The organism is Pseudohongiella sp. O18, assembly GCF_021729085.1.
Taxonomy (GTDB): Bacteria; Pseudomonadota; Gammaproteobacteria; order Pseudomonadales; family Pseudohongiellaceae; genus Pseudohongiella.
In genome coordinates, this window is sequence record NZ_JAJSAR010000001.1 from 1,416,476 (window position 1) to 1,431,819 (window position 15,344).

The 15,344-nt window shown below is 55.7% G+C and carries 12 protein-coding genes and 1 tRNA gene; 5 read left to right on the plus strand and 8 right to left on the minus strand.

Translation table 11 applies throughout. From position 1 onward, the window contains the following. Window positions 1-6: 6 nt before the first annotated feature. Window positions 7-1,566, minus strand: coding sequence for a bifunctional GNAT family N-acetyltransferase/carbon-nitrogen hydrolase family protein (locus LVD14_RS06185; protein ID WP_237133161.1), 1,560 nt, complete (start codon window positions 1,564-1,566; stop codon window positions 7-9). 304 nt (window positions 1,567-1,870) lie between these two features. Between LVD14_RS06185 and LVD14_RS06190 the strand changes: the two genes are divergently transcribed. From LVD14_RS06190 to aroA, 5 genes are all read left to right on the plus strand, one after another. Further along, window positions 1,871-3,913: a PQQ-binding-like beta-propeller repeat protein gene (locus tag LVD14_RS06190; protein ID WP_237133162.1), complete on the plus strand. Its 2,043-nt coding sequence runs from the start codon at window positions 1,871-1,873 to the stop codon at window positions 3,911-3,913. 122 nt (window positions 3,914-4,035) lie between these two features. Continuing rightward, window positions 4,036-5,502 carry an amidohydrolase family protein gene (locus LVD14_RS06195; RefSeq protein WP_237133163.1) on the plus strand — a complete coding sequence of 489 codons (1,467 nt, stop codon included), beginning with the start codon at window positions 4,036-4,038 and terminating at the stop codon, window positions 5,500-5,502. A 118-nt stretch (window positions 5,503-5,620) separates the two neighbouring features. Then, on the plus strand, window positions 5,621-5,827 hold the full coding sequence (locus tag LVD14_RS06200) for a DUF2061 domain-containing protein (protein WP_237133164.1): 207 nt from the start codon (window positions 5,621-5,623) through the stop codon (window positions 5,825-5,827). 164 nt (window positions 5,828-5,991) lie between these two features. Further along, window positions 5,992-7,026 (plus strand): CNNM domain-containing protein, encoded by a 1,035-nt coding sequence (locus LVD14_RS06205; protein ID WP_237133165.1) that lies wholly within the window; start codon window positions 5,992-5,994, stop codon window positions 7,024-7,026. 121 nt (window positions 7,027-7,147) lie between these two features. Further along, window positions 7,148-8,434, plus strand: a complete 1,287-nt coding sequence (gene aroA, locus LVD14_RS06210; RefSeq protein WP_237133166.1) for a 3-phosphoshikimate 1-carboxyvinyltransferase — start codon at window positions 7,148-7,150, stop codon at window positions 8,432-8,434. 93 nt (window positions 8,435-8,527) lie between these two features. On the opposite strand, the gene LVD14_RS06215 is transcribed toward aroA, so the two are convergent. The 7 genes from LVD14_RS06215 to LVD14_RS06245 form a co-directional block, all read right to left on the minus strand. Next, a complete protein-coding gene (locus LVD14_RS06215) occupies window positions 8,528-10,207 on the minus strand; it encodes a CocE/NonD family hydrolase (protein WP_237133167.1) in 1,680 nt (559 codons plus the stop codon). Between the two features lie 69 nt (window positions 10,208-10,276). Continuing rightward, the gene (locus LVD14_RS06220) at window positions 10,277-11,581 is read right to left on the minus strand and encodes an AMP-binding protein (RefSeq protein ID WP_237133168.1); all 1,305 of its coding nucleotides are present in this window, start codon (window positions 11,579-11,581) and stop codon (window positions 10,277-10,279) included. 2 nt (window positions 11,582-11,583) lie between these two features. Then, window positions 11,584-11,964 carry a photoactive yellow protein gene (gene pyp / locus LVD14_RS06225; RefSeq protein ID WP_237133169.1) on the minus strand — a complete coding sequence of 127 codons (381 nt, stop codon included), beginning with the start codon at window positions 11,962-11,964 and terminating at the stop codon, window positions 11,584-11,586. 166 nt (window positions 11,965-12,130) lie between these two features. Beyond that, window positions 12,131-13,237, minus strand: a complete 1,107-nt coding sequence (locus LVD14_RS06230) for a tetratricopeptide repeat protein (RefSeq protein WP_237133170.1) — start codon at window positions 13,235-13,237, stop codon at window positions 12,131-12,133. A 63-nt stretch (window positions 13,238-13,300) separates the two neighbouring features. After that, entirely contained in the window at window positions 13,301-14,635 is a 1,335-nt protein-coding gene (locus LVD14_RS06235; protein WP_237133171.1) for a phenylacetate--CoA ligase family protein, read from the minus strand. A 40-nt stretch (window positions 14,636-14,675) separates the two neighbouring features. Next, window positions 14,676-14,752 (minus strand) — tRNA-Pro (locus tag LVD14_RS06240). 120 nt (window positions 14,753-14,872) lie between these two features. Beyond that, a complete protein-coding gene (locus tag LVD14_RS06245) occupies window positions 14,873-15,301 on the minus strand; it encodes a DoxX family protein (RefSeq protein ID WP_237133172.1) in 429 nt (142 codons plus the stop codon). Window positions 15,302-15,344: the final 43 nt, after the last annotated feature.

Consider the following 15,344-nt stretch of genomic DNA (forward strand, 5'->3'; position numbering starts at 1 on the left):
GGCGCCTTACACTTTTTCGACGTCGGGGCCTTCGCCCAGCCAGCGTATTTCGTAAAGATCATTGCGCTGGTCTTTGGCGTTGGTCACTGAGCCCTCGTGGCGGACCTGTACCAGCTTGTCCAGATCCAGATCGGCAACCAGTGCCATTTCGGTGTTGGGCGTACTTTCTGCCATCACGGCGTCATGCGGGAACGCAAAATCCGACGGAGAATAAACCGCCGACTCAGCGTACTGAATATCCACATTATGAACCTGCGGCAGGTTGCCGACGCTGCCGCCGATCGCCACATAACATTCGTTCTCGATGGCGCGAGCCTGGGCGCAGCGCTGCACGCGCAGAAAACCGTTTTTGGTATCTGTCCAGAACGGCACAAACAGAATGTCCATGCCCTGTTTGGCCAGCAGTCGGGACAGCTCCGGGAACTCCACGTCGTAGCAGATCAGGATGCCAATGCGGCCTGCATCGGTATCAAAAACCTTCAGTTTGTCACCGCCATCGATGACCCAGTCGCGACGTTCGTGCGGTGTGATATGCAGCTTGGCCTGCGCGTCGACGGTGCCGTCGCGGCGACACAGGTAGGCCTTGTTCAACAGCTTTTCATCTTCCATTACCGGGATACTGCCGGCAATAATGTTGATGTTGTAAGTGATGGCGAATTCCGATAGCGCTTCGATGGTTTTTTCAGCATAGGTCGACAGAAAGCGGATGGCCTCGAACTGGTTGCTCTGGTCACCCAGTCCCATCAGCGGCGCGTTGAAGAATTCCGGGAACAGCACAAAATCCGCCTGGTAGTCGGCAAAGGTATCTACGAAATACTCCACCTGTGACAGCCAGTCCTCGAAGGATTTGGTCAGACGCATCTGCCACTGCAAAATGCCAACACGCACCACTGATTTGCGGCGCTGGCTCAGATCACGGTTTTCCGGCTCATACAGGATGTTGTTCCACTCCAGCAGTGTGGCATAACCCTGCGACTTTTCATCCTGCGGGTTGTAGTCCTTGAGCAGGCGTTTGACCTCAAAATCATTGGCCAGCTGAAAGCTCAGAATCGGGTCATGGATGTCCTTGTGGTCAACCGCCTCGATATACTCCATCGGCGACATATCGTCTGCATATTTGTGATAGTTGGTGATGCGGCCGCCTGCCAGGATGGCGCGCAGGTTGAGGTCGCGGCAGATGTCCTTGCGGGCATCGTAGAGGCGCCTGCCCAGCCGCAGATCCCGGTACTCAGGGTCGACAAACAGGTCCATGCCGTACATGGCATCGCCGTTCGGGTCGTGCTTCATGTGCTCTCGACGGCCAATCAGGTCCTCGTAGGTGTGCTGACGGCTGAAGCGGTCATAGTTGCAGCAGATGGTCAGGGCGGCGGCGACCAGCTGGCCAGAGTCCTCAATCACAATCTGACCGGCCGGGAATTCATTGATCAGGCGCTTGATGGACGACTCCGGCCAGGCTCCGCCAATATCCGGGTAAACAGCCTCCATCAACTTGGCGAGCTGCGGGTAGTCCCCCAGTGTGAGGTTGCGCAGCTTGAGAAAAACATCTGAGGGAGTTTCGGGGGTCATATCGGATTCCTGCACCATTGAATGGGATTAGCGGATAAATTAGCAAATCGATCTGTCGAAATCCATGTAAGGCAGGCAGACACTGCGTTTGTGGACTTGGGGCATACTCTGCGGTATTCTCTGAAGTCCTTTCCTGTCATTGAACACTGCAATGATCGGCCAGAGTCAGTAAGCCTTAAGAAGGGGGGCTTTACGGCTGGGTTTCTGGTCGGGCGCGGAAAGGCTCCGATGAACAACGGGGATAAAAGAAAACCACAAAAGCCAGAATCCTGTTTTCGGCTTGATGAGGAGAGTGCAAGTGAAGATGAAAAATAAGCAATTGGCAGGTGGGTTTGTTCGCAAGCCTGTGCTGTCCGGCCTGCTGTCCGCAGCCGTCTGTGCGGCCATGGCGTCGCCTGCGCTGGTGTCGGCACAGGAATCGATTGAATGGTTGACGCTGGGAAGTGACTACGCGCACACCCGCTATCTGCCAGCGGATCAGATCAACGCAGAGAATTTTGAATCCCTTCAGACAGCATGGGTCTGGGATGGCGCAAGCTTCCAGGCCAGCAGCGGTCGTTCTACACCCAGTTACATTGACGGTATTCTTTACACCGTCGCCGGTGACCGCCGCCACGTGGTAGCCATCGATCCGGAAACCGGTGAGACTATCTGGTCATACCGCGAGCCGCACACTTTCCGTCACGAATACTCCATGCGTAAAGACTACGGCAAGGGTGTAGGTTACGCAGAAGTGGACGGCCGTGGCGTCATCTACATCATCAGCCCGGCTTTCTTCCTGACAGCGCTGGACGCCAAGACTGGCGCACCGCTGGAAGGTTTTGGTCACGAGATTGGCGTTGAAGGCTTCCCTGAGACCGGCGTTGTGGATCTGCAGAAGATCCTGGCCGAAGCCAATGGTTACGAGTTTGATCCTTACTACGGCATCCCGCTGGAAGAAGGTTACATCACGGCCTCTTCTCCGCCCATCGTCGTTAATGGCACAGTGGTCGTCGGTAACTCTGCTGAGCAGGGCTACAACCAGACCCGTTACGAAAACATCCCGGGCGACATTCTGGGCTTCGATGCCAAGACTGGCGAGCACACCTGGACCTTCAACATCATTCCCGACAAAGGCGAATTTGGCTGGGATACATGGAAAGATGGCGACGGTAACCAGATCGAAGATCCACGCGCCTACACCGGTGAAGTTTCTTCCTGGGCTCCGATTGCAGCCGACCCGGAACTGGACATGGTCTACATCCCGACCAATGGTCCGTCCATCGATTTCTATCGTGGTCACGTTCAGGGTGATGGCCTGTACGGCACCAGCCTGATCGCTCTGAATGCATCAACGGGTGAGCGCGTCTGGCACTACCAGCTGGTGCACAAGGATGTCTGGAACTACGACACCCCGACGGCTCCGGTACTGCTGGATGTGCAGCAGAACGGTCGTACAGTGCCAGTCGTAGCCCAGGTCACCAAGCAGGCGTTCACCTATGTGTTCAACCGCGAAACCGGTGAGCCAATCTGGCCAATCGAAGAGCGTCCAGTACCACAGTCCAAGATGCCAGGTGAAGTTCTGGCGGCCACTCAGCCGTTCCCGACCAAGCCGGCACCTTACGACATGCAGGGTCTGACCCACGACGACCTGATCGACTTCACACCGGAGCTGCGTCAGCAGGCCATCGAAGCGATCTCCGAGTTTGAGATTGGTCCATTGTTCCAGCCACCACTGCACCGCGACAACGACATGGGTCTGCAAGGCTCACTGTGGTGTCCAGGTGACATCGGTGGTGTGAACATCGATGGTCCAGCCGCTGGCGACCCAACCACTGGCACACTGTTCGTAACTTCCCGTAAGGGCTGTACGAACCGCATCATGGCGCCTGCGCAAGAGCGTGATGCCATGCTGGAACTGCCTACAGGTACAACCTTCGCTCAGTACGCTGCGCTGCGTCCGGCACTGGTGCGTGGACCGCAGGGTCTGCCACTGTTCAAGCCGCCCTTCAGCCGCATCACTGCGATCGACCTGAACTCAGGTGATCACAAGTGGTGGATCCCTGTTGGTGAAACGCCTGATCGCATCAAGAATCATCCAGCTCTGGAAGGCATCGACATTGGCAACACTGGCTCCGGCACAGTGGCTCCAATGACAGTGACCGACACCATGCTGATGTATTCAAGCACCATGAGCGACGGCACTCCTGCACTGTTCGCAGTTGATAAAGAAACTGGCGAGCAGCTGGGCAAGGTGGAAACACCGGATATCAGCCGCTATGGCATGATGAACTTCCAGCACGAAGGCAAGCAGTACGTCGTACTGCAGACAGGCGGCACACTGACTGCCCTAGCTCTGCCGGAGTGACAGCCTGACCCGTGACTGAACGCTAAAGTTCGGCCACACCACCAAAAAGCCCACTGCAGCGCGAGCTACAGTGGGCTTTTTGTTTATCTGCACAATAAAAACAACATAAGAGGTGAACGGCCATGAAACACGCGATCGATCAGGACGGAACACGCCTGCCCATCAAGGTGGACACAACCTCAAACGGCGAATATGCCCCCATGCCCCTGTCGCGAACCAACTGTCTGGGCAATGAGCTGGCGCTCAGTCAGGCGACGAGCCATGCCAAACGGCAAGGCGTCGACCGGCGAAGCTTTCTGATCTCTGGTTGCGGTGCGGCCAGCACGCTGCTGGCGTTTAATGTCGCCAATGCGGCTGCCGGCAAGACGGGCGGGTTCTATCAGATCAGTGATGATGCAGCCGTTGACCTGCAACTGGCTCAGGCCGAGATCGGTGGCAATGAGTTCATCTTTGATGTTCAGGGCCATTACGTCAATCCGAACGGAGCCTGGCTGCAGTTTGTGCCAGAAGGCGCGCGTCCCTATTCAGGGATGGAAAAAGCCAGCTGCGAGCTGAGTGAACAGCCTGGCGAGCGCAGTTACCTGAATTGCCTGAGTTCGGATGAATTTATCAAGGACGTGTTTCTGGACAGTGACACCAGCATCATGGTGCTGAGTTTTGTGCCGTCCACCCGCGAAACGGAACCTGTCACCATCGAGGACGCACACGAGACCCGCAATATTGTTGCCCAGCTCGATGGCAGTAAACGCCTGATGATTCATGGGCGGGTCAATCCAAATCAGGAAGGGGACCTGGAGGCCATGGATGAACTGGCGGAAAACTGGGACATTTGCGCCTTCAAAACCTACACGCAGTTTGGACCGGATGGCCTTGGCTTCTTTCTGCACGAAGACCCGGGTCTTGCCATGATCGAACGCGCCCGCAGTCTGGGCGTCAGAAATATCTGCATTCACAAGGGACTGCCATTCGGGCCGCGCTCCATCGAGCACAGTCGCTGTGACGATGTCGGTATCGTTGCCAAAATGTACCCCGACATGAATTTTCTGATTTACCACTCCGGCTACGACAATTCTGTCACGGAGCAGGCTTTTGCCGATGGCGCTGGTCGTATGGGTATCGACAGTCTGATTCAGTCGGTGCTGGATAACGAAGTGGCGCCCAACAGCAATGTATACGCTGAGCTGGGAAGTACCTGGCGACTGCTGATGCGTGACCCGGACAACGCCGCGCACTCACTGGGCAAGCTGTTTCGTTATATTGGCGAGGACAACGTACTGTGGGGGACAGATTCCATCTGGTACGGGTCACCGCAGGATCAGATCCAGGCGTTCCGGACATTCCAGATTTCCGAGGAGTTTCAGGAGCGTTTTGGCTATCCGGCGATAACACCTGAACTGCGCCGTAAAGTGTTCGGTCTGAATGCAGCCCGTCCCTATCAGATTTCAACGGACGAGATCAGCCGCTTTGTTGCTGGCGATTCGCTGAGTCAGCGCAAGCTTGCCTACCAGGAAAATCCGCAGCCGCATTTCCAGACTTACGGTCCGCGGACACGGCGGGAATTTTTGAATTTCCTTCGTCTGGGAGGTTAATGGCCGGGGAGGTCGATGTTATTGATAATTGTTATCAACTGAATAGAAATTAACAAATTTTGTTTATCGATCGCATTGCTTATCCTGACAGGGTCGAAATATCCCCGAGGGATAAGCAATGAAAGCATTTCAGAAAACAGCCAGCTTTGCCGTGTTGCACTTCTGCACAGCATTCGGCGTGGCCTGGGCCATGACCGGCAGCTGGATTATCGGCGGCGCGGTAGCTCTGGTTGAGCCGGCGATCAATACCATAGTCTATTTTGTTCATGAGAAATTCTGGCAACGTAGGGAGGCTGGCGTGCCTGGGGTAACGCTGACTGTCTGACTTTGCGGAGCAGATGTGGCTCAGTGAGCGTCTGCCCGTCTCCTGCCTTGAAACGGTGCATACTCACCGTCGTAAATTCTTTAAGAATTTCCTCATTGTCGCGCTTGGCATCGGTGTAGTAGCATGACAGCTCATCGTTTTCACAGGAGAACAACAGACCCTCGATGGGCCTACTTCTGCTTTTTGCATTACTGTCGATTTGTGTTTCATTCATATGTTCACTGCTGGAAGCTGCGCTACTGTCGCTGACACCCAGCCATATCGTCCGATACCGGGATACCAACCCGGCCCTCTACGAGAAGCTACGCAAGCTTAAAGACCGTATTGACCAGCCATTAGCTGCAATTCTGACGCTGAATACCGTAGCCCACACCTTTGGTGCGGCAGGTGTTGGTGCCCAGGTTGGGGTGGTTTTTGGTGACGGTTATCTGGGTGCGGCTTCAGCTGTCATGACTTTTCTGGTGCTGGTGTTATCTGAAATCATCCCCAAAACGCTGGGTGCCCGACACTGGCAGACGCTGGTGCCGATTCTGCCAACCACGCTGGGCGTCATGATCATGTTGCTCAAACCGTTTATCAAGATGTCTGACAAGATCACCGAGTGGATGGGTGAGGGCAATCCTGAGATCGATCTGCGCTCGGAGATCAAGGCTCTTACCAGTCTGGGACGTGATACTGATCAGCTGGATGAAGACGAACGCCGTGTCATCGGCAATATTCTGGACCTGCACGAAGTGCAGATCAAAGACATCATGACACCGCGTACCGTCTGCGAATACATGAGCCTGAATGCCACGGTAAGTGAAATCCTCGATGAGATGCGCAACACGGCTTTCTCTCGCTACCCGGTGCTGGATGACAATGATCACCCGCAGGGCATCGTGTTCCGTGCCGAGATCCTGGATGCGTCGCCGGAGACGCCACTAAGCGAGCTTATCAAGCCCGTCAAAGTGGTGACCGATGAAGTCAGCGCCGAGGCAGTGCTTGGCAATTTTCTGCATGAGCACCAGCACATGGGCCTGGTCTACGACCAGTATGGCACCTGGCTGGGTCTGGTCACTATGGAAGACCTGCTGGAGACAATTCTGGGTCAGTCCATCATGGACGAAACCGATGATATTCCCAATATGCGACGCTTTGCCCGCAAGCGCTGGGAAAACCGCCTTAAACATCACACCGTCAAAGAACGGCAGGCCTGATACTGAGTTGATATCAGAGAGGATCATGGATGATCCTTCTCGACCAACGCGCGGGTGTTGAGAGCCTGCGTGATCCGCTATAATTGCTGCCCTCTGAAATTTTCCAACCGGACCTCCAGGCATGCAATCTCTGACGCTCCAACCCGTAAGCGCATTCGAGGGCAATGTAACGCTGCCCGGCTCCAAGAGTCTCTCCAACCGCATTCTGCTGTTGTCGGCGCTGGCCAGCGGCCGCACCCGCATCAGCAATCTGCTGGACAGTGATGATGTGCGTTATATGTTGCAGGCGCTGGCACAACTGGGCGTCCGACTGGAGCTGTCGGCTGATCGCAGCAGCTGTGAAGTTGAGGGGCTTGGTCATGCCTTCCATCGGGATAGACATTTGCTGGCGCTGTACCTGGGCAACGCCGGCACCGCGATGCGACCGCTGTGCGCAGCACTGTGCGCCGGCACAGGCGAGTTTGAACTGACTGGCGACCCACGCATGTATGAACGGCCGATCGGCGACCTGGTAGATGCGCTGCGTGGTTGCGGTGCGCAGATTGATTACCTGAAAGACGAGAATTTCCCACCGCTGCGTATCAAGGCCGGCGGCCTGCGTGGTGGGCAGATCAGTATCCGTGGCAACATCTCCAGTCAGTTTCTAACCGCGATGCTGATGATCGCGCCACTGTGCAAAGATGATCTGACTATTGATGTGGATGGGGAGCTGGTCTCCAAGCCCTACATCCGGATCACGCTCGATGTCATGCAGCGCTTCGGGGTTGAAGTTGAAAACCACGCTTACCGACGCTTTGTGGTGCGTGCCGGACAGCGCTATCAGTCACCAGGTGAGATCATGGTGGAAGGTGATGCCTCATCAGCTTCCTATTTTCTGGCCGCGGCCGCTATTGCCGGCGGGCCGGTACGTGTGATTGGCAGCGGTCGCAACAGCGTACAGGGTGATGTCCGCTTTGCCGAAGTGCTGGAACAAATGGGGGCAGCTGTCACCTGGGGAGACGACTGGATAGAGGTGTCGCGAGGTGAGCTGAAGGGTGTGGATGTCGATCTGAACCACATCCCGGACGCAGCAATGACCATTGCAACGACGGCGCTGTTTGCAAAGGGGCCAACTGTCATTCGTAACATCTACAACTGGCGGGTGAAGGAAACCGACAGGCTCGCTGCTATGGCGACCGAGCTGCGCAAAGTAGGGGCTGTTGTAGAAGAGGGTAATGACTATATAGCCATCGAACCGCCGGCACGTATCCAGTCTGCCAGCATCGATACCTATGATGACCACCGCATGGCTATGTGTTTCTCACTGGCCGCGTTTGGTGACAGTCCGATCACCATCAATGATCCGGGCTGTACCGCAAAAACCTTTCCAACCTATTTTGAGTTGTTCGAAAAGCTGGCAGTACGCTGATCTTTATACTTTGATTTGTTTGCTGCTACCAAAAATGCTGATTGCTTCCCGCCCTGCCTGTTCACGAGACAGGACGGGTGCTGCATATCAATATCAATCCAGTGACTCAGTAACCACCGGCAGCACAATTGCCGAGGGTCGCTGGCTGTCGAAATAAATCGTGTTTTCAGCGGTTTTGGCTGGCGCCGCCATGTCGTCCAGCGCTGCCCCATTGTTGGGGTTTACTGCAAAGCGTGGGTAGTTGCTGGATGTCACATGCACACCGATGCGGTGTCCCTTCTCGAATGTCTGTGCCGTACTCCACATATTGATGGTCAGTTTCTCAACCTCACCGGGCGTCATCATCTTTACGTCTTCGGCATTCTGGCCGTCGCGAAAGCGGGTACGCAGCGGATAGTCAAGAATCAGCGCTTCGTAGCCGTCCGGGTAGATATCAACCAGCTTGACGACGAAGTCGGTATCCAGCGCATCAGTGGCTACATACAGCTCCATGTCGATATGGCCGGCCACTACCACGTCCTCTTCCAGCACCTCGGTTTCGAAACGCAGGTAGTCCCGGCGCTCTCCAATTTCACGCTGGTCACGTGGGCCGACATCCTGTCCCAGGTTTTGGCCGCCGAAAGTGGGTACCGGGTTAGCAGGATCAAATTGATAGGTCTTCGATGCGTTGCTGGCATCCGGCATCTCTGTGCTCAGGCTCATGTCCGGTTGCAGATAGAAACGCGTCAGTTCGTGCTGGGGCGGCCAGCTTTCCGCGTGTACCACCCGATTTTTGTCGGAGACAGCACCCTTACGCGCAGAGGCCATCATGTAGTAGCTGACCGGCGGTTCGTCCATAATGCCGTTGTCGATGTCCTTCAGCCAGTAATCCCACCAGCGCAGCTGCTGTTCCATATCGCCGTTGATCAGGCCACCACCGGGATACTCCAGGTCCCCCTGCAGCACGCCATGGCCAAAGGCACCCATAAACAGTTTCTGCTTGCCACGTGCCGCGGGATGGCCTTCGTTCTGCAGGTACACGAAGTTGTGCAATGAACCCTCGGCGTAAATGTCGTGCCAGCCACCGACGTTATAAATCGGAATCTGCACATTTTCGCGATGGAACAGGAAGTCCGTGGCGCGCCACTGATCATCCAGCACTGCGCGGGCGCGATAGGCATTGATGACCTCTTCACTGACACCCTGGCCGCGCAGCCAGCCACCGGAATGACTCTCTTTAAATACACCGCCTACAAAGCGGGAGCGATAGAACAGGCTGTCTGGTGCAACAGTGACATAGGCTGCGGTCAGGCTGGGTGGCGCTGAAGCGGCTGCCAGGTTGGAGGTGATGCCGGGGGCGGAAGTACCAAAGATACCAATCTTGCCGTTGCTGAATGACTGGTCGGCAATCCATTCAACCGTGTCGTAGCCATCTTCAATGTCCGTTTCGAAGGGTCGGTTTTCACCTTCTGAGTCATAGCGGCCGCGCACATCCTGCGAGACCAGTGCGTAACCACGCTCATTGTAGGTGGCAGCGCTGCGGTCGGCGCCATCTTTGTCATAGGGGGTTCTTGTCAGCACCACCGGCCAGGGGCCATCGCCTTCTGGCAGGTAGATGTTGGTTGCCAGATTAACGCCGTCGCGCATCGGGACCATGACAACGTCTTTGGTCTGGGCGAGGGCTGTCGTAGCAAATAAACCAATGGTATTGGCGATCAGGAGCAGTACAAGAGTAAGTGCATGATTTTTAATGGCCTGCACATGTCTTTGGGCGTGGTGCTTGTTCTCAGGCATGGGTGAGTCCTCAGTTATTTTTTCACCCATATTCCACTATTTTCATGGCAAAAAAAAGCCTGAGTGTGATCAGGTCACAGTAAAAGCGGAGCGGAAAAGTCGTGTGCCCTCTATGCGTGGGAAGCTTTCTGGCTGCCAACTGATGACCTTGCCCAGAGAAGAGCGCGGGAGACTGGCCCCGACAACTACCGATGCCGGTGGTGGCACATTGCCAAGACGTGCATTCATCCAGTCGTTGAACTGTTGGCACCACAGGGTGGATGGCTGCATCCTATGCTTGAGTGCCAGAAACATATGCAGTTGACGTTGACTGTCGGAGCCGCTGGTTTTGATCACTGCGGCGGCAACATCTGAATGTTGCTCCATGATCTCAGCAAGTGCCGATAGCTGCACATTATGGCCATTGATCTTGATGGCAGCATCCCGTCTTCCGAGCAGCTGGATTGTCTCGGGTCCGGTTTTGAGCAGATTGTCGTGCAGTTCGACCTCAAGATCAGACTGACAATGTTGTAATTTCCAGGTTTGAAGATCCTGCTGCAATTGCCAATATGGCAGAAGTTGGTAGTCGCTTCCATCCTGCGCGCGATAAGCAACACCAGCCGATTCGGTGCTGCCATAAATTTCAAGCAGACAGGACTGTGGAAATCTCTGACGAATCGCGCGGGCGATATCGGTCGGTAACGCCCCGGCAGAGCTGATACCGATAAAGCGGTCGGGGAGTTTCATGTCCAACTGCAGCAACAACTGCCAAAGGTCGGGTGTGCAAATCAACACATCACCGTCTTTGAGGGTTTTAACCCATGTGGTCGGCAGGGAGGCCGCAGGATGTACCCGATAAACAGGTAGCGACATGATGGCGGGCAGCAGCTGGCTCCAGATGAAGCCGTAGATATGATGAGAGGGCACCGTCGAGACCAATCGTCCAGGTGCCACATCTAATCCATTAAGAACCTGCTCAAATGCCTGGCACTCTGTCAGAAGGTGGTCGACAGTGTGCAGAGTCATTGCCGGCGATCCGGTTGAACCAGATGAGTAGAAACCAATCTGCGAGTCATCGGCCTGCAGGCTGCGTTGCATGACTTCCAGCCAGCCCTGAAAGGATCGCCGGGCCAGCAGCAGGTCGGACAGGCCGGTGCGGTCAAGTCCGAGGCTGCCAGCGGCACGGCTCGCCATGCTGATCATATCCAGAGAGTTCATGGCGAACGAGCGCGGATCGTCCAGCAGGCTGGCGGGATCAAACTCTGGATCTGCCAGCAACTCAGACAGCCCGCGGCGCTGCAACACATCGCGCAGGAAATCCCGCAGCCAGCGTTGCAGCCCATCGCTGTCAGCGTTGGCGCCGCAGCCTGTGGAAGTGCGCCACCATACCGTCACGGTCAGAGACGTTTAACGAAGATCCAGAAGCTGCCACCAACCAGAGCGGGTTTCATATGAACTTTTACTTTGGTGGGGGTCATCTGATAGTCGAAAGTGTACTCCAGCATCACGCTGCTGTGGTCTTTAACGACCTTGTCGAATGCACCCTTGAATTTTGGTGTGTTGGTGCAGGGCGCAACATCGGTAAAGAAATTTTTACCGATTACCTGTGATGGCGTGCGTCCAGTGATAGCGCCTTCGGTCTGATTGTACTGAATGATTTTCCCGGTACTGTCCAGCTGGATGGCACCAAACGCAAGACCATCAATTTCGCTGCTGCTCATTGTGGCGAGTTTGTTTTCCAGGTCATTGGCGCCAAAATCGATTATTTCCAGAGACATACGACTTACCTTCTATGTATTGTTGATGGGCCTTGTACGCACTGGGGTGGGTGGGCAGATCACCGGTGTACATTGTTTTACATTGGAGAGTGGGTTTTCACAGTCGAGTGCCCAGTGGCGCGATGCCTGTACCGGCTGGTTGGTGAATTAGGGAGACCAGGGACCTTCAGGGTGAGGGTTCGGCTGTTGGCTGCTCTGCAGACCCGATAGGCTCTTCGCGCCTTAGACGGACCGAACCAGGGTTGCGGCGTGCGTAGGCAATCATCCAGCGCAGGGCCATCAGTTCAGCCTGCTCAATAGACTCCGGGTCCATTTGCTCGCGCAGCTGAGTCAGGTAGCGGGGGGCCTGCTCGTTGCCAAACCGGTAGGAAATTTCATACCACATATGCCCGATGGTCAGATTCTGTTCCAATCCCAGGCCATCGGCATAAATGCGTCCCAGGAAAAGTTGTGCCAGCGAGTCGCCACGGTGGGCGGCTTCATTGAACCAGGTGTGTGCCTGTTCATAGTCGCGCGGCAATTGCTCATTATTGCCGGAGGAGTACAGCATGCCCAGTTGTGTCTGTGCATCGCGCATTCCCTGTTCGGCAGCCATGGCAAACAGGTCGCGGGCTTTGAGAACGTCGCGTTCCACCCCCTGACCGGCGGAATACATCATGGCGGCATTGTACTGTGCATCGGCACTGCCGTTTTCGGCTGCCATCTCAAACCATGTCAGTGCCACCACCGGGCTTGCCTCGGTTCCCATGCCAGACAGGTGCATGACGCCCAGATTGTATTGTGCGTCGCGATGGCCCTGACGGGCCGCTTCCTGGTACCAGCGGATGGCTGCCTCGTAGTCGCGCGGTCTGCCCTGGCCGTAGAAGTTCATGGTGCCGACTGCGTACTGGCCGTCCGCGCTACCCTGTTCCGCAGCCTGGCGGTACCAGTAGTAGGCCTCGCGATAGTCCTGGGGTATGCCTTCGCCGCGATCGTACATCAGCCCGAGGTTAAACTGCGCCTGCACAATGCCCTGCTGGGCGGCCAGTGCGTATAACTGCATGGCGCGTTCGTGATCAACCTGGGTGCCGATTCCCTGGTGATACATCAGGCCCAGATTGAACTGCGCCAGAGCGTGCCCAATCATCGCGCCTTCTGTGAAGTTCTCAATGGCTGTGTCGTAGTCTTCATCCTGAAAGGCCTGAAGTCCGACATTAACATCGTAGGATTGAGCCTGAGCGCCGAGGCTGGCGCTAGCAAGTAGTATTGATATGACTAGAAGGATGATTCGCATATCAGCGATTGTAGCTTGAAGCCCCTCCCAGTGAAACAACTGTCCGATAAAGCGGGGCCAAAATCAGCCGGCCTGCCAGCCCTGGTCGATTCTTATGAATTCCTGCCGTTTGCGCCCCTTGCCCCAGTCGATCTGTTGTTGGTCACGGATGTGCAGGGGAATGTCTGCCAGGCCATTACGTGTGAAAATCTGCTGCAGTCTATGGAGCTCTTCCTGCGTCAGCGACCGGTCGGAGCTTACCAGTAGTTCCAGGTCGAGTCCCTGGTATTGCCGGATCTGGAACTGGCGGACGGCCTTTATGCGTCCAATCTCGTCACCCAGGAACGGCATGGGGATGCGCGTGCCGTTACTCAGCTCAATCATGTGTCGCTCGCGTCCCCACAGCTTGTCGATAACCGGCCATGCCAGCCCGCATCCGCAGGGTTCTCCCCATTGCGCGAGATCTCCCAGATCGTAGCGAATCAGCGGCATGACGGCATTTTGCAGAGAGGTGGCCAGCACGCGACCGGGCGTACCCGGTGGGCAGGGGTTAAGCTCGTCGTCGACAATTTCCAGCAGCACAGTCGGGCTGACCGCATGCAGCTTGCCGTGAGTTGGACATTCCAGGGCCAGCCAGCCAAGCTCCTCGCAGGAATAACGGTCGATTATCGGGGCGGCAAAGGCCTGCTGACAAAGCGCACGATCACGTGGGCTGATGCGCTCCCAGTGGGATAAAACCTGTTTAAGCGGGAGTGTGATGCCGCGTTGCAGCGCTCTGCCGGCAAGCTCTCCGGCCAGATTGGGGCTGCACTTAACGTAGTCGGGCTGAAAAGTCTGCAGCCAGTCCAGATGGCCGTCCAGGGAATCCTGCTCTGCGGCGCGTACTTCGCTTTCTCCATGATATCCCAGTGCTGCGTGCATATTGCCCCAGGACTTTTGTCTGGCCGGTTTCATGCCTGTGCCGAGAACTGCAAAACGACGATTCGGGTCGCGTTGATGCCACTGGGTCTCCAGCCAGGAGATGGCTGAGTAAAGTGGCTGATAACGGCTGATATCTTTTTCAACGCGCACCGGCGTTCCCGTTGAGCCGGAGCTTTGGGCAATTTTGATCTGCCGGGTCGGCATGTCTGGCCAGTGCGCGCGAAACTGCGCCGCGTCTACCTGCAGGTCATCCCGGCTTAGCGCCGGTAGCCGACTGAGGGTATCCATCGCGTTTCCTGAGGGGCTGAATGCCGCCTGTTCCAGGCGCTGGCGCCAGGCTGGCGAATAGCGATGTGCGTGCACAAGTACGGCCATAAGCTGTTGCTGCTGGGCAGTACTGATAGCTGAGGTGCTGGCTGATTGCCATTGCTGCAGTTGCTCAACCAGATTCAGGATCTGAGTAACCGCAGGATGATAAAAGCGAATGGGCTGCAGCATGACAGGTGATTAAATCATTCTCCCTGTAGCTGAAGAAAATTGGTCGGAGTGAGAGGATTTGAACCTCCGACCCCCGCCTCCCGAAGACGGTGCTCTACCAGGCTGAGCTACACTCCGATGGGTCATGCAATTTGGTACAGGTTTTTGCGCCTGACCGGGGCGCATAATATGTCAGAATCGTTGTCGTTTTCCAAGAGGGTTAATGGAAAATCCCGCCGTCTGACGGCTTGTTCCCGGTCAGCGGGCTGCGGATCTGTTATCAAAACTGTAGGCGCCCGCACCAGCGTTGATAAGTACCAGCAGTCCGGCGGTGATGCCCATATTCTTAAAAAAGTTCTGGGTTTCGTGACTGCGCTGCAGACCTTCTTCCATTGTCCAGAAATCATGCATGACCAGGCTGATGATAACTGTCATGCCAGCCAGCAGAAAGGCATAGAGTCTGACCTGGTAGCCCACAAAGAATGCAATGGCGCCGCTGACCTGAATGATGCCGGACAGAATCAGGAAGAACGGTATAAACACCATGCCGTGAGAAGCCATGTACTCGACATGCATATCATACTGGGTGAACTTCATCAGGCCAGGCAGCAGGAAATACACGCCCAGTATGATGCGTCCGGCAGGTGTAGCCAGCTTCTGAATGGTTTGTTGTGCGATATCCAGCATGGGCTGGCTCCTGTGCTCGAGTAATATTAAGCACATCATACGC

Excerpts from the sequence above, each read along its gene's own strand:
- LVD14_RS06185 (WP_237133161.1), bottom strand. The coding sequence starts at position 1,566 with ATGACCCCCGAAACTCCCTCAGATGTTTTTCTCAAGCTGCGCAACCTC.
- LVD14_RS06190 (WP_237133162.1), top strand. The coding sequence starts at position 1,871 with ATGAAAAATAAGCAATTGGCAGGTGGGTTTGTTCGCAAGCCTGTGCTG.
- LVD14_RS06195 (WP_237133163.1), top strand. The coding sequence starts at position 4,036 with ATGAAACACGCGATCGATCAGGACGGAACACGCCTGCCCATCAAGGTG.
- LVD14_RS06200 (WP_237133164.1), top strand. The coding sequence starts at position 5,621 with ATGAAAGCATTTCAGAAAACAGCCAGCTTTGCCGTGTTGCACTTCTGC.
- LVD14_RS06205 (WP_237133165.1), top strand. The coding sequence starts at position 5,992 with ATGGGCCTACTTCTGCTTTTTGCATTACTGTCGATTTGTGTTTCATTC.
- aroA (WP_237133166.1), top strand. The coding sequence starts at position 7,148 with ATGCAATCTCTGACGCTCCAACCCGTAAGCGCATTCGAGGGCAATGTA.
- LVD14_RS06215 (WP_237133167.1), bottom strand. The coding sequence starts at position 10,207 with ATGCCTGAGAACAAGCACCACGCCCAAAGACATGTGCAGGCCATTAAA.
- pyp (WP_237133169.1), bottom strand. The coding sequence starts at position 11,964 with ATGTCTCTGGAAATAATCGATTTTGGCGCCAATGACCTGGAAAACAAA.
- LVD14_RS06230 (WP_237133170.1), bottom strand. The coding sequence starts at position 13,237 with ATGCGAATCATCCTTCTAGTCATATCAATACTACTTGCTAGCGCCAGC.
- LVD14_RS06235 (WP_237133171.1), bottom strand. The coding sequence starts at position 14,635 with ATGCTGCAGCCCATTCGCTTTTATCATCCTGCGGTTACTCAGATCCTG.
- LVD14_RS06245 (WP_237133172.1), bottom strand. The coding sequence starts at position 15,301 with ATGCTGGATATCGCACAACAAACCATTCAGAAGCTGGCTACACCTGCC.